Source organism: Cellulosimicrobium sp. Marseille-Q8652 (assembly GCF_965112045.1).
In genome coordinates this window covers 1,658,192-1,679,585 of record NZ_CBCOPS010000001.1, presented here as the reverse complement: position 1 = coordinate 1,679,585, position 21,394 = coordinate 1,658,192, and the positions used below count along the sequence as shown (strand labels likewise).

18 protein-coding genes are annotated in these 21,394 nt (G+C 70.2%); 9 read left to right on the top strand and 9 right to left on the bottom strand.

Annotated elements, in window-relative coordinates; translation table 11 throughout:
* Nucleotides 1-126: 126 nt before the first annotated feature.
* Both ACWPWV_RS07365 and ACWPWV_RS07360 read right to left on the bottom strand, forming a co-directional pair.
* The gene (locus ACWPWV_RS07365) at nt 127-1,416 is read right to left on the bottom strand and encodes an extracellular solute-binding protein (protein ID WP_454042270.1); all 1,290 of its coding nucleotides are present in this window, start codon (nt 1,414-1,416) and stop codon (nt 127-129) included.
* Between the two features lie 14 nt (nt 1,417-1,430).
* The gene (locus ACWPWV_RS07360) at nt 1,431-2,555 is read right to left on the bottom strand and encodes a LacI family DNA-binding transcriptional regulator (protein WP_454042269.1); all 1,125 of its coding nucleotides are present in this window, start codon (nt 2,553-2,555) and stop codon (nt 1,431-1,433) included.
* Nucleotides 2,556-2,930: 375 nt separating this feature from the next.
* Here ACWPWV_RS07360 and ACWPWV_RS07355 point away from each other — a divergent pair, with 375 nt between their 5' ends.
* From ACWPWV_RS07355 to ACWPWV_RS07340, 4 genes are all read left to right on the top strand, one after another.
* The gene (locus ACWPWV_RS07355; RefSeq protein WP_454042268.1) at nt 2,931-3,806 is read left to right on the top strand and encodes an alpha/beta fold hydrolase; all 876 of its coding nucleotides are present in this window, start codon (nt 2,931-2,933) and stop codon (nt 3,804-3,806) included.
* Nucleotides 3,807-3,849: 43 nt separating this feature from the next.
* Entirely contained in the window at nt 3,850-4,845 is a 996-nt protein-coding gene (locus ACWPWV_RS07350; RefSeq protein WP_454042267.1) for an NADP-dependent oxidoreductase, read from the top strand.
* Between the two features lie 65 nt (nt 4,846-4,910).
* Nucleotides 4,911-5,780: an alpha/beta fold hydrolase gene (locus ACWPWV_RS07345; RefSeq protein WP_454042266.1), complete on the top strand. Its 870-nt coding sequence runs from the start codon at nt 4,911-4,913 to the stop codon at nt 5,778-5,780.
* Between the two features lie 405 nt (nt 5,781-6,185).
* Nucleotides 6,186-7,169, top strand: a complete 984-nt coding sequence (locus ACWPWV_RS07340; protein WP_454042265.1) for an MDR family oxidoreductase — start codon at nt 6,186-6,188, stop codon at nt 7,167-7,169.
* Between the two features lie 183 nt (nt 7,170-7,352).
* On the opposite strand, the gene ACWPWV_RS07335 is transcribed toward ACWPWV_RS07340, so the two are convergent.
* Nucleotides 7,353-7,955, bottom strand: coding sequence for a TetR/AcrR family transcriptional regulator (locus ACWPWV_RS07335; RefSeq protein ID WP_454042264.1), 603 nt, complete (start codon nt 7,953-7,955; stop codon nt 7,353-7,355).
* 165 nt (nt 7,956-8,120) lie between these two features.
* On the opposite strand from ACWPWV_RS07335, the gene ACWPWV_RS07330 reads away from it, so the two are divergent.
* The 4 genes from ACWPWV_RS07330 (at nt 8,121) to ACWPWV_RS07315 (ending at nt 11,302) form a co-directional block, all read left to right on the top strand.
* A complete protein-coding gene (locus ACWPWV_RS07330) occupies nt 8,121-9,197 on the top strand; it encodes an alkene reductase (protein WP_454042263.1) in 1,077 nt (358 codons plus the stop codon).
* Nucleotides 9,198-9,235: 38 nt separating this feature from the next.
* A complete protein-coding gene (locus ACWPWV_RS07325) occupies nt 9,236-9,949 on the top strand; it encodes an SDR family oxidoreductase (RefSeq protein WP_454042262.1) in 714 nt (237 codons plus the stop codon).
* Nucleotides 9,950-10,017: 68 nt separating this feature from the next.
* Nucleotides 10,018-10,827: an alpha/beta fold hydrolase gene (locus ACWPWV_RS07320; RefSeq protein WP_454042261.1), complete on the top strand. Its 810-nt coding sequence runs from the start codon at nt 10,018-10,020 to the stop codon at nt 10,825-10,827.
* Nucleotides 10,820-11,302, top strand: coding sequence for a GbsR/MarR family transcriptional regulator (locus ACWPWV_RS07315; RefSeq protein ID WP_454042260.1), 483 nt, complete (start codon nt 10,820-10,822; stop codon nt 11,300-11,302). The genes ACWPWV_RS07320 and ACWPWV_RS07315 overlap by 8 nt, the downstream gene beginning before the upstream one ends.
* Nucleotides 11,303-12,175: 873 nt before the next feature.
* On the opposite strand, the gene dnaB is transcribed toward ACWPWV_RS07315, so the two are convergent.
* Nucleotides 12,176-14,662 (bottom strand): replicative DNA helicase, encoded by a 2,487-nt coding sequence (dnaB, locus tag ACWPWV_RS07310; RefSeq protein WP_454042834.1) that lies wholly within the window; start codon nt 14,660-14,662, stop codon nt 12,176-12,178.
* A gap of 580 nt (nt 14,663-15,242) precedes the next feature.
* Here dnaB and ACWPWV_RS07305 point away from each other — a divergent pair.
* Entirely contained in the window at nt 15,243-16,538 is a 1,296-nt protein-coding gene (locus ACWPWV_RS07305; protein WP_454042833.1) for an MATE family efflux transporter, read from the top strand.
* Between the two features lie 139 nt (nt 16,539-16,677).
* Here the strand turns inward: ACWPWV_RS07305 and rplI are convergent, their stop codons facing one another.
* The 5 genes from rplI to ACWPWV_RS07280 all read right to left on the bottom strand — a co-directional run bounded on the left by rplI (nt 16,678) and on the right by ACWPWV_RS07280 (nt 21,099).
* Nucleotides 16,678-17,124: a 50S ribosomal protein L9 gene (rplI, locus tag ACWPWV_RS07300; RefSeq protein ID WP_251152935.1), complete on the bottom strand. Its 447-nt coding sequence runs from the start codon at nt 17,122-17,124 to the stop codon at nt 16,678-16,680.
* Nucleotides 17,125-17,143: 19 nt separating this feature from the next.
* Nucleotides 17,144-17,380, bottom strand: coding sequence for a 30S ribosomal protein S18 (gene rpsR / locus ACWPWV_RS07295; RefSeq protein WP_021481584.1), 237 nt, complete (start codon nt 17,378-17,380; stop codon nt 17,144-17,146).
* A 91-nt stretch (nt 17,381-17,471) separates the two neighbouring features.
* Entirely contained in the window at nt 17,472-18,014 is a 543-nt protein-coding gene (locus tag ACWPWV_RS07290; RefSeq protein ID WP_454042259.1) for a single-stranded DNA-binding protein, read from the bottom strand.
* A gap of 161 nt (nt 18,015-18,175) precedes the next feature.
* Complete coding sequence (gene rpsF / locus ACWPWV_RS07285) at nt 18,176-18,466, bottom strand: 30S ribosomal protein S6 (RefSeq protein WP_251152937.1); 291 nt, start codon at nt 18,464-18,466, stop codon at nt 18,176-18,178.
* 194 nt (nt 18,467-18,660) lie between these two features.
* On the bottom strand, nt 18,661-21,099 hold the full coding sequence (locus ACWPWV_RS07280) for a transglycosylase domain-containing protein (RefSeq protein ID WP_454042258.1): 2,439 nt from the start codon (nt 21,097-21,099) through the stop codon (nt 18,661-18,663).
* Nucleotides 21,100-21,394: the final 295 nt, after the last annotated feature.

Below are 21,394 nucleotides of genomic sequence, written 5' to 3'. Positions count from 1 at the left end.
AGCCGGAGACGATGGCGAGCTCTGCTGGGTTAGGGCCATGAGGTGGATTCCTTCACCGGGGGCGAGCGGCTGCGGGCGCGACTGAGCTGCCCGCAGCCGCCGCCGGGGGTCGTCCTGACGCTCAGGTCAGGAGGTGTACCCGCCGTTCTGCTGGATGTCACGGTCGATGTCGGCGACCGCCTTGTCGAGGATCGACTGCGGGTCGCCACCGGCGAGGATGTCGCTCGTCGCCTTCTGGAAGACCGAGGAGATGTACGGGTAGGCCGGCGTCTCGGGGCGCACGACCGCGAACTGGTCGGCCATCTCGAGGTAGATCCGGCTCTCCCCGTCCTCGGCGTAGGCGGGGATCTCCGCCGCGGCGTCCAGGGTGGCGGGGATCAGGCCCACGGCGTTGCCGTACTCCACGAAGTACTTCGTGTCGTGCGCGAACTCGAGGTACTCGCGGGCACCGTCGACCTCCTCGCAGCCCTCGGCGAGCGCCCACTGCCAGGAGCCGGCACCGATCTTCGGCCCGGCACCCAGGTCCGGCGGCGGCAGGACGACGGCGTCGTCGAACGCCTCCCTGACCGTCGCGTCGGCCCAGTTCCCGGTGAACAGCAGACCGCTCTTGCCGTTCACGAAGTCAGCCGTGGAGTCGTCACCGGAGGTCTGCGCCATGTAGCCGTCGTCGACCAGGCCGCGGAACCACTGCGCCCACTCGAGCGCCTCCGGCCCGTTGAGCACCCCGTCGGCGCTCTGGAAGTCGGAGCGGTCGATCAGGTCACCGCCGAAGCTCTGCAGCTGCGGGGAGTAGCCGTACGGGATCCACTCGCCCGTGCCGCCCGTCCCCATGTCCAGGGCGTAGTCGAACTGGCCGAGACCGTCGATCTTGGCGAGAGCGTCCATGAACTCGTCCTTGGTCCACGGCTCGTCGACCGTCGGCACACGCACGCCGGCCTCGTCGAGGACGGACTGGCGGCTGAACATGGCGAGCGCGACGTCGAAGTACCCGTAGGCGTAGACCTCGCCGTCCACCCGGCCCAGCGTGCCGGCGAGCTGACCGTCGAAGGTCTCCTCCGGCAGCCCGAGCGCCTGGATGTACCCGGCCCATGCCCAGTTGGCGACGTTGGGCCCGTCGACGTCGACGATGCACGGCAGGTTGTCCGAGGAGGCGGCCGCCACGACGGCGTCGTTGTAGGCGTCCTGGGGGAAGTCCTGGACCTTGACCTCGTACTGGTCCTGGCTGGCGTTGAAGTCCTCGACGATGGTGCTGATGACTCCCAGCTCGGCCTCGTTGCCGCCGGCGTGGGTCCAGAGGTCGATCGTGGCGGGTCCGTCGGAGTCGTTCCCGCCGGACCCGGTGCTGCATGCGGCTGTGCCCGCAACAGCGAGGACGGCTAGGCTGGCCGCGACGATGCGGCTGTTTCTGCGAGACAAGGTGCCCTCCCAGGTCACTTGTTCGTGTGGATGGTTGGTGCTGCACCGTCAGCGCCGGCGTTGGCCCGCCGGTCTGAAGGTTGGCGCCGCTTCCCTGGGCTCTGAACCCAGGGGGGCGGCGCGACCGAGTCCCGGTGGATCACCGGTCCCCGAAGTCGTGCTGTCGGAGCGGGCTGGGGCGCCTGCTGCGCCGCGTCGATGCGGTCGAAGAGCTGCTCGGTGGCCCAGACACCCATGTCGTAGTGCGGCAGCTCGATGGTCGTCAGTCCGGGGAAGACACCGTCCGCGACGAACTCCTGGTTGTCGAAGCCGACGATGGACAGGTCGTCGGGGATGCGGAGCCCCAGCTCCGTGGCCGCGCGGTAGACGCCCATGGCGAGGCGGTCGTTGAAGCAGAAGATCGCCGTCGGGCGAGCCTCGGCCTCCAGCAGCCTCCGGGCCGCGGCGTAGCCACCGGCCGGGTCGGTCTCCGCCGTGACGACCTCGAGGTCGTCCGCGCGCAGCCCTGCCTGTGCGGCGCGCCGGCGAAACCCCTCCTCGCGGCCGAACGCCGCAGGGATCTCGTCGACGTCGTTGATGAACGCCAGACGGCGGTGCCCCGCGGCGAGCAGGATGTCGGCCGCGTCCTCCCCGCCCGCCACCTCGTCGGGCACGACCCACGGCACGCCAGGCGTGGTGCACGAGGCGTTGATCAGGACCGTCGGGACCGAGGCGAGCTGCGGAGGCAGCTCGACCGTCCGGTGGTACATCGAGGCGTAGAGGATGCCGTCGACCTGCCGACGCAGCAGCTCCTCGATCTCGCGGTTCTCCACGTCGCGCTGGTAGCCGGTCGAGACCACGAAGACGACCGCGTCCCGCGACAGCGCGACGTCCTGAGCACCGAGGATCAGCTTCCCGGCGAACGGGGTCGTCGCGATCTCGTCGCCGACGAGACCGATCGTGTTCGACCGCTGGGTGCGCAGGCTCTGCGCCAGCCCGTTGGGCACGTAGCCGAGCCGCGTCGCCGCCTCCTTGACCCGCTCCCGCGTGTCGGGGTGCACCCGCTTGCCCGGCACGTCGTTGAGGACGTGGGACACCGTGGTGATCGACACGCCTGCCTCAGCGGCGACCTGCTTGATCGTGACTCGTCGTTGCGCCATCTCTTGCCCAATCGTTTTGCGTGCCCCCACAGTGCCGCCCCGGGCGCGTCCCGTCAAGTCGTCGGCACCCGCCGATCGGATCGTTACCCGCCTGTGACGACCTCCACGCAGCGACGTCGACGCCTCCGTCGCCCGCTCCCCGCGACATCGACGGGGGGTACCGCGACTTTCCGTGACCCCCGGAGAGCAGCTCGCTGGCCGCGGAGCAGATCCGACCCCGCTCGTCCTCCATCGCTCGCTCCCGTCGACCCATCGCGCCGGGATGCGTTTCCACGGCAGCCCTCCTTGACAATATTACTGAGTGGACTCATGCTTGAGTACGCTCGGCACTGTCGGCAGTGACCCGCCGGTCGCGAGGGAAGAGAGGGACAGGGGATGGGACGCGCAGCGCACGGACCGCATGCCACACCGGTGCGTCTGGTCGATGTACCGACGCGGACCATCGCCGTGGCTGGTACGGAGTACGTCTATCGCGATCTCGGTGACGAGCGCACGGACGCCCCGCCGTTGGTGGGGTTGACGCATCTTGGTGCGAATCTGGACAGCTGGGATCCGGAGCTCGTCGATCCGCTCGTGAAGGATCGCCGGGTGATCCTGATCGGCTACCGCGGCGTCGGCGCTTCCACCGGGGTCGCGCGGGAGCGGTTCGAGGACATGGCTGCGGACGCGATCGCCGTGATCCGGGCGTTGGGCCTGTCGCGGGTGGACCTGTTCGGGTTGTCGATGGGCGGCATGGTCGCCCAGGCGCTCCTCGAGCAGTCACCTGAGCTGGTGGACCGGGTGATCCTCGCCAGTACCGGTCCACGGGGCGGTCCCGGGCTGACACGCATGACCGGAGTATTCGTCCGCGGTGTCGTGCGGGGGCTGGTGACGTTCACGCACCCGACGTCCCTGCTGTTCTTCACCCGCACGCGCCAGGGCACGCGGGCAGCGAAGGCGTACCAGGCACGCCTGAAGCAGCGGCGCACAGGACGGGACGAGCCCGTCTCCCCCGCGGTGCTCCGAGCACAGCTGCGCGCGGTGAACCACTGGGGATGCCAGCAGCCACCCACGGTGCCGTCCGAGTCGACGACGCCCGTACTGGTCCTTCACGGCGACAGCGACCGCATGGTCCCGCCCGCGAACGCCGACGCGCTGCTGCAGCGGTACCCCGACGCGCAGGTGCAGGTGTTCCCGGACTCCGGGCACGGGGCCGTCTCCCAGAGCCGCCGGACCGTCGCTCACCTCACCAGCACGTTCCTGCAGCGTTGACCGCCGGTCACCCACAGACAGATCCAGAGGAGACAGAGGAACCATGCGAGCGTTCCTGTTCGACGACTACAAGCAGCCCATCCACGAGGCGGAGGTCCCCGAGCCCACCGTGGGCGACCGCGACGTCCTCGTGCGCGTGACCGCCACCAGCGTGAACCAGCTGGACGAGAAGATCCGGGCCGGCGAGTTCAAGGCGATCGTGCCCTACAAGACCCCGCTCGTCCTCGGGCACGACGTGGCCGGCACCGTCATCCGCACCGGAGCACGCGTGACCGGCTTCACGCCCGGCGACCAGGTCTACGCCCGCCCCCGGGACGGGCGGATCGGGACGTTCGCCGAGCGCATCGCGGTCGACGAGTCCGACCTCGCCCCGATCCCCGAAAAGCTCAGCCCGGTCGAGGCGGCCTCCCTGCCCCTGGTGGCGCTGACCGCGTGGCAGGCGCTCGTCGAGCGCGGGGACGTCAAGCCGGGGCAGAAGGTCCTCGTCCACGCGGGTGCCGGCGGGGTCGGATCGATCGCGATCCAGCTCGCCAAGCACCTCGGCGCGCACGTCGCGACCACCGCGTCGGGGAAGAACGCCGACTTCGTCCGCGAGCTCGGAGCTGACGAGGTGATCGACTACCGCACCCGGGACTTCGAGACCGAGCTCTCCGGCTACGACCTGGTCCTGGACTCCCTGGGCGGCGAGAACCTCGCCAAGTCCCTGCGGATCCTGAAGCCTGGTGGGAAGGCGATCGGGATCGCCGGCCCGCCCGACCCCGCGTTCGCGAGGAGTCAGGGTCTGAACCCGATCCTGCGGGTCGCGATCGCCGCACTCAGCGGGAAGATCCGCCGGCAGGCGAAGAAGCTCGGAGTGTCCTACGAGTTCCTGTGGATGCACGGCAGCGGCGACCAGCTGCGGCAGATCGCGGCCCTCGTCGACGCCGACCGCCTCCGCCCCGTCGTCGGCGAACGGTTCCGGTTCGAGGAGACCCCGCGTGCCCTGGATGCCCTGGCCCAGGGCGGCCTGCGCGGCAAGGTCGTCATCACCGGTCCCTGACCAGCCAACCACTCACTGTCACCGACACCTACCACCGACAGCGCAATCCGCTGCAGGAGGCGACCATGAGCACCGACCACAGCACCGACGAACCCGTCATCACCTCCTACGCGAAAGCCCCGGCGAAGTCCGTCAACGCCGGTGGCGTCACGTTCGCCTACCGGGAGCTGGGCCCGAAGGGCGGCATCCCCGTGGTGTTCTTCGTGCACCTCGCCGCGACGCTGGACAACTGGGACCCGCGCATCGTCGACGCCATCGCGACGACCCGTCACGTCATCACGTTCGACCAGCGCGGCGTCGGCGCATCCGCCGGCACCGTCCCGGACACGATCGAGGAAGCAGCCGATGACGCCTACGCCTTCATCACGAAGGGCCTGGGGTTCGAGAAGATCGACGTCTTCTCGTTCTCCATGGGCGGCATGATCGCCCAGGACCTGATCGTGAAGCACCCCGACCTGGTCCGCCGGCTCGTCCTGACCGGAACCGGCCCGCGTGGCGGGAAGAACATCGACAAGGTCGTAGCCGTCACCTACTGGGACATCTTCCGCGCCACCCTGACCCGCTCGGACCCCAAGGAGTTCCTCTTCTTCAACCGCGACGCCGTCGGAAAGAAAGCTGGGAAAGCGTTCGTGGAGCGGCTCAAGGAGCGCACCGCCGACCGGGACGAGCCGATCAGCAACAAGGCGTTCAGCACCCAGCTGAAGGCCATCCAGAAGTTCGGCCGCTCCGCGCCGTCGGACCTCTCGGTGATCACCCAGCCAACGCTGATCGCCAACGGCGACAACGACCGCATGGTGCCCTCCATCCTCTCCGCGGACCTGCACCAGCGCATCAAGGGCTCGGAGCTGATCATCTACCCCAACTCCGGGCACGGCGGCATCTTCCAGCACTGGGAGCAGTTCGCCCCCGTCGCCGCGAAGTTCCTCGCCCCCTGACCCTCCGAACACCCGAGAACGGAGGACGAGGTCGACATCTTCCGTCGCCCCCTCCTGCACGCCGGTCCTCCCGGCACTTCCCGTTGGTACGACGTCGCCCCTGGCGAAAAGCCCGGATCCCGCGTCATGGGACACCCCGAACGTCGCGCACGACTACCCGCACGACCAGCACCTGCACGCCTCGGTCATCCTCGGGTTCTCCGACGACACCGCCCGTGACGCGTTCTACACCGACCATGCCGGACACCTCACCGAGCTGCTCGCTCCGCACGTGTCCGCCATCCACGCCTAGGACGTCGAGGCCGCGCTGACGTTCGTGAGGAACAGCGAGATCCTGCCCAGCTACGAGGACTGACCGAGCCGACGCGGCACGTCTTCGTCCACTGACCGAAAGGTGCCTTCTCCATGCGCGCGATCGTCGTCTCCGCCCCGAGACAACCAGCCGTACTGACCGATATCGACCCTCCACGCCCGGGCGCGGACGGGGAGGTCTTGATCCGGGTGTCGCACTCGAGCGTGAACTACAAGGACGGCAGCACCGTGCTCGGCCGTCCCGGGTTCGTGCGCGCCTGGCCGCTGACCGTCGGCATCGACGTCGTCGGGACCGTCACCGAGTCGACCTCGGACGCCTTCGCGCCCGGCGACCGAGTCACCCTCAACGGGGCCGGGGCCGGCGAGAAGCGCCCCGGCGGACACGGCGAGTACACGACCGCGCCCGCTGCGTCCCTGGTGAAGGTGCCGGACACCCTCACCTCCGCGCAGGCGGCCGCGATCGGCACCGCAGGGTTCACCGCCGCGCTGGCCGTCCTCGCGTTCGAGGACCACGGTCTCGAGCCCGGCGACGGCCAGGTGCTCGTGACAGGCGCCGCAGGCGGGGTAGGTTCCATCGCGATCAGTCTGCTCGCCCGCCGCGGCTACTCCGTGACCGCGTCCACCGGCCGCAAGGAAGACGAGCACGCCTACCTCACCGGGCTCGGCGCATCACGGGTCATCGACCGTCAGACCCTGTCCGAACCGGCGTCCGCACCGCTTCAGGCGCAGCGCTGGACGGGCGTCGTCGACGGCGTCGGTTCACACACTTTGGCCAACGCACTCGCCCAGGCGCGCTACGGCGGCATCGTCGTCGCCTACGGGCTCGCCCAGGGCCCGGATCTGCCCGGCACCGTGCTGCCGTTCATCCTGCGCGCCGTCACCCTCACCGGTGCGAACTCCGTCGACGCACCCCTGTCCCTGCGGCAGCGCGCGTGGAATCTGCTGGGTACCGAGGTCGACCGCGACGCCCTCGACCACATGAGCACCACGATCGGTCTCGCCGACGTGCTCGACGTCGCGCCCCGCATCCTCGGCGGCCAGGTTCGCGGCCGCACCATCGTCGACCTCAGCCGGTAGGAGCCTCCGCCACGACGTCTCGTGGCAGGGCACGGTCCTGGTGCGTGATCACGCAGGTGCCAGAATTCGGGGCCTCGGCACGCACTGGTCGCAGATGTCGGCACGGCGAACGCAGCAGGGACGTCGCCGTCGTCCGCACGAGCGCCACCGAGGCCGCGTTCGCCTGGCACCGCTCCGCGCTGGTCAGCGCGGGAGGATCGCCGCGACCTGGGTGCGGATGCTCGAAAGTAGCTCCGGGACGCTCGACTTCACGTTCACACTCGCGGCCAGCTCGAGGAACTGGACGGCCGAGATCATCCGGGCGAGCGTCGAGGCCTCGGCGGCTGGTAGGCGCGCCTTGTCGGCCAGGATGGCGGCGACGGCTCCTTCGGTCTGCGCGACGATGGACAGCGCCGCGGCGTGATGCGGTTCGCCCGGGTCACCGAAGACCATCTCCCGCAGATACGTGCGGCCGTTGTCGACCTGGACCCGGTTGCACTCCACGACCGGCGTCAGCAGCGCAAGAATCGCATCCACCGCGGTGGCCTCTTGCGCAGCAGCGGCGCGCCCTCGCTCCAGAGCCTCGGCGTAGTGGGCGTTCTGCACGAGCAGCAGCAGCTCGCCCTTGGTCTTGGCGTACAGGAACAGGGTGCCGGTGCCGATGTCCGCCGCGTCGGCGATCTGCTGCGTGGTGACCTCGTCCACGCCGTGCTTCGCGAACAGCTCGCTCGCGGCCGCGGTGATGCGCTCGAGCTTGGCGCGCTTGTTTCGCTCACGGCGACCGAGCGGCGGTGTCTCCACGGACATCGTGTTCCTCCCCGGGGAATAGAGTCTGACCTACCTCAGTTCTGAGTATAGTCACTATCGCGTGGGCTCGGATGCGGCCCTGCTCATCCTTCCACGCCGGTACTCGACCACCGTCGTGCACCGGAACCGGTGGCGATCCGCGCAACGGAAGGGAACCCGCCCGTCATGACCACCTCGTCTCTCTGGAAGCCGCTGACCCTCGGCCGAATCGAGCTTCCGCACCGACTCGCGCTGGCGCCCATGACCCGCAACCGGGCCAACGCCGACGGCACCCCCGGTGAGCTCGCCGCCGAGTACTACGGCCAGCGGGCCGCCCTCGGACTGCTGATCACCGAAGGTACCCAGCCCTCGGAGGACGGGCAGGGGTACTTCAACACCCCAGGCATCTACACGCCCGAGCACGTCGACGCGTGGCGAGAGGTCGCCGACGCCGTGCACGAAGACGGCGGCCACTTGTTCATCCAGCTGATGCACGTCGGCCGGATCTCTCACCCGGACAACACCCCGCACCACCGGCAGCCGGTCGCGCCGTCGGCGATCTCCGCCCAGCAGGACATCTTCACGCCCGACGGCCCCCAGAACACTCCCGTCCCTCGCGAGCTGAGCACCGCGGAGATCCGGGACGTGATCGGCGAGTTCCGCCACGCCGCGGCCTCCGCAATCGCGGCCGGTGCCGACGGGGTGGAGATCCACGCCGCGAACGGATACCTGCTGCACCAGTTCCTCGCCCCCAACGCCAACCACCGCACCGACGCCTACGGCGGGTCGATCGAGAACCGTGCCCGGTTCGTCATCGAGGTCGCCCGAGCCGTCGCGGACCAGATCGGCGCGGACCGCACCGGCATCCGCATCTCCCCTGCGTTCCCGCTCGGCGGCCTCGACGAGGGCGACACCGAGGCCGTGCGCGCCCAGTACCGCTACCTGGTGGGCGAGCTCGCGAAGCTGGGACTGGTCCATCTGCACGTGCACCACCTCGGCGACGACGAGCTGCTGCGCTCCTTCCGTGAAGCGTGGCCGACCGCGGTCCTCGTCGTCCGCTACGGGCGCGACCGTGACGGCATCGCCGCGGACATCGACGCCGGCCTCGCCGACGTCGAGCCCCTCGGGCGGTTCGCTCTCGCCAACCCCGACATCGTCGACAGGCTGCGCGCCGACGCACCGCTCAACGAGGTGGACCCGGCAACCCTCTACACCGGCGGCGCGAACGGATACACCGACTACCCCGTCCTCGCGCACGCCTGACACCCACCCGACCAGACTCGACACAAGGAACAGTTCTCATGACCTCGATCAACGGCGCCGTCGTCCTCGTCACCGGCGCGAACGGCGGCATCGGCACCCACTTCGTCCGCGAAGCCCTCGCCCGTGGAGCAGCCAAGGTCTACGCCACCGCTCGCAACCCCCGCGAGTGGGACGACGACCGCATCGTGCCGCTCACCCTGGACGTCACCGACCCCGACTCGATCCGGGCCGCCGTCGAGGCGGCCCCGGACGTGACGGTGCTGATCAACAACGCTGGCGCGACCGTGTCCAGCGCGGGCATCCTGACCCACTCGGACGAGGAGATCCGCCGCAACGTCGAGACCAACTTCCTCGGCCCGTTGTTCCTCGCCCGCGCTTACGCCCCCCTCCTCTCCGCCCACGGTGGCAGCGCGGCGATCATCGACATCCACTCCGCCCTCGCCTGGTACGCGGTCGCCGGCATCTACTCGGCCTCCAAGGCCGCCCTGTGGTCAGCGACCAACTCACTCCGGCTCGAGCTCCAGCCCGTCGGCGTCCAGGTCGTCGGCGTGCACGTCGGCTGGGTCGACACCCCGATGGCCACCAGCGCCACCGACCCGAAGCTCGACCCCGCCGTCCTGGTCAGCGCAGTGCTCGACGCGACCGAGGCCGGCGAGCTAGAGGTCCTTGCTGACGAGACCTCCGTCCAGGCCAAGGCCGGCCTCTCCGCCCCGATCCAGGCCGTCTACCCACAGCTGGCCGTAACGAGCTGAGCCAGAGGCGTCGGGCGGCGCCGCGATCGTGGCGGCGCACGCCCGGTCACGCCGGCTATATTCAGTAGATGCCGAATGTAGATGCAGAGCTCCGGATCGACGGGTGCACGCTGCGCTTCGAGGACGGCGGGGGCAACGGTCGCCCCGTCGTCCTGCTGCACGGCGCCGGGACCGACCGCACGACCTTCACCACCCAGGCCGCCACCCTCGCGTCCGCCGGGTACCGGCCGGTGCTCCTCGACCTGCGCGGCCACGGGACCTCGCGGCCGAGCGGCGCGCCGCTGACCGCGGACCGGCTCGTCGCGGACGCCGAGGCGCTCGTCGACCGTCTGGGCCTCGTCCGGCCCGTGCTCGTGGGCCACTCGCTCGGCGGCAACCTGGCCCAGCGCCTGGTGCGCCGCTCACCCGACCGGTACGCGGCGCTCGCCGTCCTGGACGCCACGTGGAGCACGGGGCCGCTCACGCGCGGCGAGCGCCTCGCGCTACGCTCGGCGGCGCCGCTCCTGCGACTGGTTCCGGCCCGCTCGCTTCCCCGCCTCATGGCGGACGCGTCGGCCGTCACCCCTGCAGCCCGCGCGGCGCTGCGCGCGCTCTTCGCGGTCCAGTCCCGAGCCGAGTTCCTCGCGGCGTGGCGGGCGACGACGCAGTTGGTCGCGCCCGATCCGGGTTACCGCACGCCCGTTCCGCTCTTGCTGCTGCGCGGGGCGGCGGACCGCACCGGGAACATCGCGACCGCGATGCCGCGCTGGGCCGCCGCGGAGGGCATCGAGGAGGTCGTGGTGCCCGACGCCGGCCACGTCGTCATGCTCGACGCGCCGGGCGCGGTCGACTCGGAGCTGCTCGCATTCCTCGCGACGGTGGTGGGTCACCGTGGATGACCGGCGCGAGCGCTTCGTCGAGGGGCTCGCGGACCTCCTCGCCTCGTGGAGCCTGCCGCGCGCGACCGGCCGCGTCTACGCGGCTCTCCTGCTCAGCGACGCGCCCGTCACGCTCGACGCGCTGCAGGACGAGACGCGCCTCAGCAAGGGCCAGACGAGCACGTCCGTCCGGGAGCTCGCGAGCTGGGGGCTGGCCCGGACCACGACGCGCCACGGCGGACGGCGGCTCTACGTCGAGGCCGAGGCCGGGCTCGACACCCTGCTGGACGCGTCGCACCGCCGAGCACGCCTCTTCATCGCGGCACTGCGAGGCGGCGAGGAGCTCGTCCCGGCCGACTCCAGGGCGCGGGACCGACTCCACGACGTCGTGGCTCTCTTCGACGGCTACGTCTCGGCGGGCGAGCAGATCCTCGCGAGTCGCCGGGACGTCGACGCCGCGCGCGGCACGCCGCTGTCCAGCCACCCGGAGGCCTGAACCCGCCGCACGCGCCACCCGGGGGCCGGGTCACGTCGCCCCGACGCCCCAGCGGCCGACCGGTCGCGTACTCGATGAAGAGCGCTGCCCGACCGGGAGTGAAGGCTGCTCCACGGATCTGTGGCATCTGAGATCGGTTGCTCGCCGAGCATGCGGGAAGGAGAAACTGCTGCAGCCCTGCGAGGGTGAGCGGCGTGCGGGTCAACCGGACGAAGGATCGGTCAAAGTAGCCCCGCATCTCGACACCGAACCCGCTTGAGTGTCGACGTGCAGCGCAGATTGCCGGGAAACGCCGTTGTACCTTGCATGGTCTCGGGCGTGGCACACGCGTCGCGAAAGGTAGGTTGCACGCATGCGTTTCCGGGTATCCGACGAGCAGAATCAGCGTGAGACGTCTTCGCGGGGCGGTTGGATCATCATCGCGAGCCGGGTTCCATCGTTCTCGCGCATGCCCTCACTTCCATCGAAGAGGTTCGAGTCGTTGGCGAGAGCGCGCCAGGAGCCGAGAGACTGTGCGTAGACACGGCAAAGGTGCGCGTGTGCTATTACGAGAGCAGGACAGGCTCGATCAGCCTGTCGAGAAGGCCTCGCTGTGCTCGGTCGACGTCGGTGCTGCGGGGGACGTCGTGACCTCGCCTCGGCGTGACGAGTGCGATCGGAGCTGTCCAGCAGCGCTTACGCAACGTATCTCGAGGATCGCGAAAAGTAGGCTGCAAGTCGACAGGTGTCTTGGGAGAGCGGGGGAGCTACGAGCCGGATCACTCCACTGCTACGCCCACCACAACTGGACCATGCTCAGGCAAAGCACTCCCCATGCAGCATGTGTGCAGGATTCTGCAATCTAGGCTGCACGTCGACATCGACAGCCTAGAATCACATCTGCATATCGGCGAATCGCTGGTAGTGGCCCTGGAACGCGACCGTGATGGTGTCCGTGGGACCATTTCTGTGCTTCGCGACGATGAGATCCGCCTCACCCGCACGGGGCGATTCCTTTTCATAGGCATCTTCGCGGTGCAAAAGGATGACGACGTCAGCATCTTGTTCGATCGAGCCCGATTCGCGAAGGTCGCTCATCTGCGGTTTCTTGTCTCCGCGCTGCTCCGGTCCACGGTTCAGCTGCGAGATCGCGATGACCGGAACCTCGAGCTCCTTGGCGAGCAGCTTGAGCGCGCGGGAGAACTCGGAGACCTCCTGCTGTCGCGACTCGACGCGCTTTCCCGAGGACATGAGCTGGAGGTAGTCGATGACGACGAGCTTGAGATCGTGGCGCTGCTTGAGCCGTCGGCACTTCGCGCGGATCTCCATGAGCGACATGTTCGGTGAGTCGTCGATGAACAGCGGCGCCTCGGCGACCTTGCCCATGGTGCCGGCGAGCTTCTGCCAGTCGCCGTCGTCCATCTTTCCGGAGCGCATGCGCGTCAGCGGGACCTTCGCCTCCGCTGCGAGCAGACGCATCGTGATCTCGTTGCGGCTCATCTCCAGGGAGAAGATGACGGACGCCATCTGGTGGTGCACGGCGGCGTGCGTCGCGACGTTGATGCCGAGCACCGAGTTGTGCGTCGGCACCATCGACCGACCCGCGAGATACAGGTGGGAAGAGTGCTCGACCTCCACGCAACGCACCGGCACCGACTCGACCCGCCGCACGTCGACGACGAACCGCGACGTCAGCCTCGCGGTGCCCGGGCGTCGTCGGTCCTTGTGGACGAGGCGCTTGCGCTCCAGCGCGAAGACGTCGTCCTCCGTCGTGAAGGTGATCGTGTACGCGGTCGATGACGCCTCGCTCCGGCCCTTCACCGCTCTCGTCGACCACCCCGTGCGATAGCCGAGCGTGTGCACCAGCTCCCGCGTGTCGGACGCGAGGCGCAAGTTGGTCAGTGTGATCTGCACGCTGCCTGTCGGGTTCACGGTCCCGTCCGTGTCGAGAAGGCCCGCCAACAGCTCTCGTCGCTGGGCCTCGCTCGCCCGGAGGTATGACTCCGGGATGTGCTTGTTCGACAGCACCCCGAGAGCGCGAAGCCGTCCCCCCATCGTGCCGTTCTGCGAGTGACACTCCTGGCAGCGCCGAAATCCCCAGCCTGCCTTGCCGCAGTCAGGACATGTCGGCGCTACCGGCCGCGCCATGCCTCGAGAGCGCGCCGCGCAGGCCTTGCTGCATGCGACGAGGGTGGCCATCCGCGGGGTGAACTCGGTCCCGCATGCGAGGCACGGACGCACGATGGGCTTCGGCTCAGGCAGGAGCATTGAGTAGGTACGCGCGCGGCCTTTAAGAGCGCCTCGTGCCTGCGCTACGTAGCCGAGGCCCTCGATCCGCATGGCGATCTCGGGGTCGGCGGACGTAAACTCCGCGAGGCGCGAGCTCCCGTCACCCAGCCAGACGCCCAGTGCGTAAGGGTGGACCGGCAGCTCGGCATCCGGGAGAGCCAACGGGCCCGCCGTCGCGATCGAGTGGTTCACGCGCCGGTCCGCCGTGGTGCACCGCACCGTGGCGGCGAGCTCCTCGGTCGTGCGGACGGACGACTCGGGCGTCTCGCCAGCGCGCACCACGCGACGCTGAGCGCGGGTCGAGGTCACCCACTGGTGCTGGGCGTCCGCGACGATCACGGTGCCGTCGTCGAGCTCGACCTCGTAGCAGGGACGGTCGACCATCACCTCGGTGGCGGCGACGACGCGGGTCGGCGTGCCGTCGGCTGCGACGAGCAGGTCGCCGACCGCGACGTCGCCCATCGTCGTCCAGCCGGACGGCGTGGGGAGCGGCGTGTCCAGCGCGAGGGCCTTGCCGATGGCCGGTCGCGCCGCGACGACGATCATCTGACCCGGGTGCAGGCCGTTCGTCAGCCGGTCGAAGTCGGAGTAGCCGGTCGGAACGCCGGTCATGCCCTCGCCACGCCCCTGCGCGGCCTCGATCTCGTCGAACGTGGGGCCCAGGATGTCGGAGAGCGGCGCGTAGTCCTCGGTCGTCCGCCGCTCGGTGACGGCGTAGACCTCAGCCTGGGCGTTGTTGACGATCTCGTCGACGTCGCCGCCGTCGGTCGCGTACCCGAGCTGGACGATGCGCGTCCCTGCCTCGACGAGGCGGCGCAGCACCGCGCGCTCGCGCACGATGCGCGCGTAGTACCCGGCGTTGGCGGCGGTCGGGACGCCGGCCATGAGGTCGTGGATGTACGGGGCGCCGCCGATGCGTTGGAGCTCTCCGCGCTTCGTCAGCTCCGCGACGACGGTGATGGCGTCCGCCGGCTCGCCGCGCCCGTAGAGGTCGATGATCGCGTCGTAGACGAGCTCGTGCGCCGGGCGGTAGAAGTCGTTGCCGCGGATCTGCTCGATGACGTCGGCGATCGCGTCCTTGGAGAGCAGCATGCCGCCGAGGACGCTCATCTCGGCCGCGACGTCCTGAGGCGGCGTGCGGTCGAACCCGGAGTGACCGGACCCCCCGTAGCTCTCCTCGAGCTCGTCGATCGACATGCGCCCCTCGTTCCCCCGGGGACACGGCCCTCTCGGGGGCGCCCCGGGCATCGCCCGCGTCGTACACCTGTTCTACAGCGGGCCACCCACACGACTGTCCCGGTGGCCGCACCTCCCTCTGCCGACAGGCACGACCCCGCGACACTAGATCCGCCTCCCGGCCACCGCAAACGTGCCTGTGCACGGGCCGGTGGACAGGCAGGGACAACCTGTGGACACGCGCCCCCATGCTGTGCACACCCGGTGGACAACCATGTGGACAACGGGCGCATCTCCCTGTGTACAGACGCCCGATGCCCGCCTGACCAGCCTCTTCACTACCCTCAAGGGTGTGGACGAAAGAAAGTTCGACGACACGCCGACGACACGCCGGCCACCCTCCGGCCAACCGTCCGACACGCCGTCGTCATCGGGCGAGGGCGACGTAGCACCGTCATCCACAGGCCGCCGGTCCCGGTCGCTCCTCGATCGGCAGATCCTCGCCCTCGCGGTGCCCGCGCTCGGCGCGCTCGTGGCCGAACCGCTCTTCGTGCTCGTCGACTCGGCCGTCGTGGGCCACCTCGGCACCGCGGAGCTCGCCGGTCTGTCGCTCGCCTCGACGCTGCTCGTCACGCTCGTCGGCCTGTGCGTCTTCCTCGCCTACGCGACCACCGCGGCCGTCGCACGACGCCTCGGCGCCGGCCAGGAGCGCGAGGCCCTGCAGTCCGGCGTCGACGGCCTCTGGCTCGCGCTGGGCCTCGGGATCCTGCTCGCAGGTCTCCTGTGGATCGCCGCGCCCTGGGCCGTCGGCGCGATGGGCGGGACGGGGGAGGTCGCCGAGCACGCCGTCGTGTACCTGCGCTGGTCCGCGTTCGGCCTGCCCGGCATGCTGCTCGTCCTCGCCTCCACCGGCGTCCTCCGCGGGCTCCAGGACACCCGCACCCCCCTGTGGGTCGCCGCGGGCGGCGCGACGGCCAACGCCGTGCTCAACGTCGTCCTCGTCTACGGCGTCGGCCTCGGGATCGCAGGGTCCGGCATCGGCACGGCGATCGCCCAGCTCGGCATGGGCGCGATCCTCGTCGCGGTCGTCGTGCGCGGTGCCCGACGACGCGGCGCGGCCCTGCGCCCCGCGGCCGGCGGGATCTGGGCCAACGCACGCGCCGGCACCCCGCTCTTCGTCCGCACGCTCTCGCTGCGCCTCGCGATCCTCCTCACCGTGTTCGTCGCCACGGGGCTCGGCGAGGTCCCGCTCGCCGGCTACCAGGTCGTCGCCTCCGTCTGGGGGCTCGCCGCGTTCGCGCTCGACGCGCTCGCCATCGCCGCGCAGGCGCTCGTCGGCCACGGTCTCGGGGCCGACGACGTCCCCCGCGTCCGCGCCGTCCTGCGCCGCACCCTGCAGTGGGGCGTCGCGGCGGGTGCGCTGCTCGGGCTCGTCATGGCCGCCGGCGGCTGGTGGTTCGCGCTGCTCTTCACGTCGGACCCTGACGTGCGGACGGCCGTCGCGCTCGGCATGGCGGTCTGCGGGCTCCTCCTGCCCATGGCGGGGTGGGTCTTCGTGCTCGACGGCGTGCTCATCGGCGCCGGCGACGGACGGTTCCTCGCCTGGGCGGGCATGCTGACGCTCGTCGTCTACGTGCCGTTCGCGCTCGCCGTGCGGCAGTGGGCGCCCGACGGCCCGGCGGGCCTCGCGTGGCTCTGGCTCGCGTTCGCCGGGGTCTTCATGGCGGCCCGCGCGCTGACGACGGGGCTGCGCGCCCGCGGGACGCGCTGGATGGTCACCGGCACGGCCTGAGCGCGGCGCGTCCGGCCACCGGTGACCTGGCCGTCTCCGCGCCCGGGAGCCCGTCGCGGGTCAGCACGAAGGCCCGGCCCCTCCGGAGAGGGACCGGGCCTTCGACGTCCGAGCCCGGGGGCTCAGGGGTACTGCTGGGTCAGGCAGCGACGACCTTCACCGCGACGGTCGCGGAGACCTCGGGGTGCAGGCGGACGGAGACCGTGTAGTCACCCGTCGACTTGATCGGCTGACCGATCTCGATCTTGCGCTTGTCGACCGACGAGCCGGCAGCGGCGACCGCGGACGCGATGTCCGCCGTCGTCACGGCGCCGAAGAGACGACCGGCGGTGCCGGCCTTCGCCTCGACGACGACCGGCTTCGACTGCAGCGAGTCGCGGATCGCCTTGGCGTCGTCGAGCGACGCGATCTCGCGGGTCTTGCGCGCCTTGCGGATCGCGGAGACCTGCGACTCGGCGCCCTTCGACCACGGCGTGGCGAGCTTGCGCGGGACGAGGTAGTTGCGGGCGTACCCGTCCTTGACCTCGACGACGTCGCCGGGCTCACCGAGACCGGTGACCTCGTGCGTCAGGATCAGCTTGGCCATGAGTTCTTCCCCTTCCCGCTCAGCGAGCCGTCGACGTGTACGGCAGCAGAGCCATCTCGCGGGCGTTCTTCACCGCACGGGCGATCTGGCGCTGCTCCTGGACGGAGACGCCGGTCACGCGACGCGCGCGGATCTTGCCGCGGTCGGAGATGAACTTGCGCAGCAGCGCGGTGTCCTTGTAGTCGACCGACTCGATCTTGGCCGACTTCAGCGGGTTGGACTTCTTCTTGGGCTTGCGCACCACAGGCTTCGCCATGGTGTTGCTCCTCTACAAGGTGCGATCTGCGCCCTGGCCGCTCACGCGGCGTCGGGCACCAGATGTCGGGTGTTCTGGGTGAGGCGAACGGTCAGAACGGGGGCTCGTCCGAGAACGAGCCACCGGACGACGCGGGACCAGCCGTGGCCCACGGGTCGTTCTGCTGACCGCCGCCGGAAGCGCTGAAACCGCCACCGCCGGAGGCTCCGCCGGAGCCTCCGAAGCCGCCACCGCCGCCGCCGAAGTTGCCGCCGCCACCGCCACCCGAGCGCTGTGCCCGGGTGACCTTCGCGGAGGCGTAGCGCAGGGACGGACCGATCTCGTCCACCTGCAGCTCGACGACGGTGCGCTTCTCTCCCTCGCGGGTCTCGTACGAGCGCTGGACGAGGCGGCCCTGCACGATGACGCGCATGCCCTTCGTCAGCGACTCCGCGACGTTCTCCGCGGCCTCGCGCCAGATCGAGCAGCGCATGAACAGCGTGTCGCCGTCCTTCCACTCGTTCGACTGGCGGTCGAAGGTCCGCGGGGTCGACGCCACCGTGAAGTTGGCCACCGCCGCACCCGCAGGGGTGAAGCGCAGCTCCGGGTCACCCGTGAGGTTCCCGATCACCGTGATGACGGTGTCACCTGCCATGGCCTGCTCCTTCGTGGTTCGTCGGTGTCGTCGGCGTCGAATCTCGACTCGTACGATGTCTCGCCGCTCGCGCGTCGGCCCATCCCATCACGCGACGCCCACACGCGCTACGGCGTGGTGACGACCCGTGGACGAGGGCCGAGAGGGGGCTGCGGGGAGGGTCAGCGAGCGTCCGTGCGCAGGATCTTGGTGCGCAGCACGACCTCGTTGAGGCCGAGCTGACGGTCCAGCTCCTTGGCGGTGTCGGACGTCGAGGTGAAGTCGACGACCGCGTAGATGCCCTCGGACTTCTTCTTGATGTCGAACGCCAGGCGGCGACGACCCCAGATGTCCACCTTGTCGACGGTGCCGCCGTCGGTCTTGATGACCGACAGGTACTTGTCGAGCGACGGGGCGACGGTGCGCTCCTCGACCTCAGGGTCGAGGATGATCATCAGTTCGTACTGGCGCATGCGGGTAACCCACCTCCTCTGGTCTTCGCGGCCACGGTCCATCCGTGACAGGAGGGTTCGTTCATGCACTGCTGTGCGCTCTCGCGCACCTGCTGCCCGACGTCGTCGCTCACCCAGGCGGGCGGGCGTCGGCGTGGACAGCAGCTCCCCAGGCTACCCGCACGGGGCGGGGCCCGGGAAATCCGTGGGTGGCGTCAGCCTCCGCCACCACCGCCGGCACCGCCGCCGCCGGCGCCACCACCTCCGGCCCCACCGCCGCCGCCCGGTGGCGGCTCCTCGGTCTCGCCGTCCGTCGGCTCCTCGGTCGGCTCGGGATCCTGGGTCGGCTCCTCGGTCGGCTGGGTCGCCGGGTCCGGACCCTTCGACACGACGATCGAGATCGTGGAACCCGGGGGCACCTCGGCCATCGACGACTGGCTCAGCACGAACCCGCGCGGCTGCTGGTCGGAGAACTCCTCGGTGACCCGCACCTTGAGCCCGGCCGCCTGGAGCGCGGCGCGCGCGGCGCCCTGCTCCATGCCGACGACTCCCGGGACCATGACGTTCTCGGGCTGCTCGACGGGCGGCGGCTCCTCCGTGGGCTCCTCGGTGGGCTCCTCCGTCGGTGTCTCCGTCGGCGTCTCGGTGGGCTGCGGCTTCCGCGGGGGGACGTACTCCGGGAAGTCCGCGACGGGCATGTTCGCCGTCGCCGCCTGCATGTACGACGTCCACGCCTCGACCGGCCAGGTACCACCGGTCATCGCGGGCTCGCTCCACGTCGCCCACTTGCCGAAGGGCGTGATCGACTCCTGCGAGTCGTCGGCACCGACCTGGTACAGCCCGACGACGGTCGCGAGCTGCGGGGTGTATCCCGCGAACCACGCCGACTTGTTGTCGTTCGAGGTGCCCGTCTTGCCGGCTGTCGGACGCCCCAGCGCCTTCGCCGGCTCGCCCGACCCGCTCTCGACGACCTGCGTCATGGCGTAGGTCGCGGCCGCCATCACGTCGGGCTCGAACTGCTTCGTCCTCTTGTCGGTCCCGGGCGCCTCGTAGACGAGGCGTCCGTGCGCGTCGACGACGGTTGCCACGATGTGCGGCGTCGACCGCTGGCCCTGGGCCGCGAAGGTCGCGTAGGCGTTGGTCAGCTCGAGCGGGGTGACCGTCGCGGTACCGAGCACGTTCGCCGCGTTCGCGGCCACCTCGGTGTCCTCGCGAATCCCCGCGCGGTGCGCGACCTCGGCGGTCTTGTCGGGTCCCACGGCGATGTTGAGCTGCGCGTAGACCGTGTTCACGGAGTTCGCCGTCGCCGTGACCAGGTCGATGTTGCCCCACGAGTTGAACCCGAAGTTCGTGACCTTCCAGTCCGCGCCGTCGTTCGCTCCGGGGAACGTCATCGGCTGGTTGCCGTCGAAGCGCTCGTCGAGCGTGTGCCCGGCCTCGAGCGCGGCGACGAGGGTGAACGGCTTGAACGTCGACCCGCCCTGCGCGGCACCGCGCGTCGCGTTGTTGTAGGCCTGCTCCACCGCGTCCTGGCCGCCGTACAGCGCGCGGATCGACCCGTCGTTGGGGTCGATCGACACGATGGCCGCGCGCAGGTTCGGCGACGCCGGGTTGGCGTCCTGCTCGGGCGTGCGCGGGATCGAGTTCGCCGTGTCCACCGCCGCCTGCTGCATCGCGGGGTCGATGGTCGTGGTGACCTTGTACCCCTTGCTCTGCAGCATGTCCTCGGTGATGTCGTTCGCCGCCAGCTCCGCCTCGACCATGCCGAGGAGGTACCCCGTCGGGCCGGCGTACTTGTTGGACTTCACGTACTCGATCGGCTGGGGGAACCCCGCGGCGATCGCCGCGTCGTGGTCGGCCTTGGAGACGTGCCCGTCCTCGAGCAGGAGGTCCAGCGTGCGCTCCCAGCGGTGCGCCGCCTGCTCCGGGGCGTTCGCCGGGTCCCAGTTCGTCGGGCTGGGGATGATGCCCGCGATCATCGCGGACTCCGAGAGGCTCAGCTCGGCGGCCGGCTTGCCGTAGTACTTCTGCGAGGCCGCCTCGATGCCGTACGCCCCGCGACCGAAGTAGATCGTGTTGAGGTAGTTCCCGAGGATCTGGGACTTCTCCTGCTGCTGCGTGATCTTCACGGCGAGGATGGCCTCGCGCGCCTTGCCCGCGTAGTCGGTCACCGTGTTGGTGTAGTACCGCTCGACGTACTGCTGCGTGAGCGTCGAGGCGCCCTGCCGCCCGCCGCCCTTGATGTTGTTGTAGAAGGCGCGCGCGATGCCCTTGACGTCGACGCCCGAGTTCGTCCAGAAGGTCCGGTCCTCCGACGCCACGACGGCGTCGCCCACGTACTCGGGCAGCGTCGCGTAGTCGACGATCTCGCGGTTCTCGATGGCGTAGGTGCCCATCGTCGTCGTGCCGTCGCCCCAGTAGACCGTCGAGGTCTGCGCGTCGACGCTCGGGAGCTCGTCGGGGACCTCGGTCGTGAACCACGCGGCGACGATCACGCCCGCGACGAGCGCGACGCCCGTGAGCATCGTCCCGACGACGACGCGCCACGACGGCAGCCACCGACGGAAGCCCTGGACGCGCGAACGCGGGTAGTCGAAGAAGCGACGACGCCCGCTGGCGGTCGTCCGTCCCTTCGTCCTCGTGGATCGCGCCACGGTCTACCTTCCTCTGGGGGGCGAGCGGAGAGCGCCCTGGTGCGCGCTCGTGGCCCGTCACGACCCGGCCCGGGGTCCGACGCCGCGTCCCCCGCTTGAGGCGAGGGACGTCGTCGGGCACGGGGCCGGCACACGGCGGACCACCCTGAACAATAGGGCGTCGCCCTGCGCGCACAAGGGCCTGCGGCGCCGATCGGCCGATGCTGCCCCATTGATTCGCCCCGGCGTCCCCGCGCCTCCCCGGGTCCTTCACAAACCTCGGCGGACCGGTGACGCGCGTCTCACCGGCGAGCCG

Bases quoted from the DNA above. Each gene is read 5' to 3' on its own strand.
- ACWPWV_RS07290 (WP_454042259.1), bottom strand. From the start codon at position 18,014: ATGGCAGGTGACACCGTCATCACGGTGATCGGGAACCTCACGGGTGAC.
- dnaB (WP_454042834.1), bottom strand. From the start codon at position 14,662: ATGCTGCTCTCCAAGGACGCGATCGCCGACGTCATCGAGCAGATCCGC.
- ACWPWV_RS07330 (WP_454042263.1), top strand. From the start codon at position 8,121: ATGACCACCTCGTCTCTCTGGAAGCCGCTGACCCTCGGCCGAATCGAG.
- rpsF (WP_251152937.1), bottom strand. From the start codon at position 18,466: ATGCGCCAGTACGAACTGATGATCATCCTCGACCCTGAGGTCGAGGAG.
- rpsR (WP_021481584.1), bottom strand. From the start codon at position 17,380: ATGGCGAAGCCTGTGGTGCGCAAGCCCAAGAAGAAGTCCAACCCGCTG.
- ACWPWV_RS07320 (WP_454042261.1), top strand. From the start codon at position 10,018: ATGCCGAATGTAGATGCAGAGCTCCGGATCGACGGGTGCACGCTGCGC.
- ACWPWV_RS07345 (WP_454042266.1), top strand. From the start codon at position 4,911: ATGAGCACCGACCACAGCACCGACGAACCCGTCATCACCTCCTACGCG.
- ACWPWV_RS07340 (WP_454042265.1), top strand. From the start codon at position 6,186: ATGCGCGCGATCGTCGTCTCCGCCCCGAGACAACCAGCCGTACTGACC.
- ACWPWV_RS07325 (WP_454042262.1), top strand. From the start codon at position 9,236: ATGACCTCGATCAACGGCGCCGTCGTCCTCGTCACCGGCGCGAACGGC.
- ACWPWV_RS07360 (WP_454042269.1), bottom strand. From the start codon at position 2,555: ATGGCGCAACGACGAGTCACGATCAAGCAGGTCGCCGCTGAGGCAGGC.
- rplI (WP_251152935.1), bottom strand. From the start codon at position 17,124: ATGGCCAAGCTGATCCTGACGCACGAGGTCACCGGTCTCGGTGAGCCC.
- ACWPWV_RS07350 (WP_454042267.1), top strand. From the start codon at position 3,850: ATGCGAGCGTTCCTGTTCGACGACTACAAGCAGCCCATCCACGAGGCG.
- ACWPWV_RS07335 (WP_454042264.1), bottom strand. From the start codon at position 7,955: ATGTCCGTGGAGACACCGCCGCTCGGTCGCCGTGAGCGAAACAAGCGC.
- ACWPWV_RS07355 (WP_454042268.1), top strand. From the start codon at position 2,931: ATGGGACGCGCAGCGCACGGACCGCATGCCACACCGGTGCGTCTGGTC.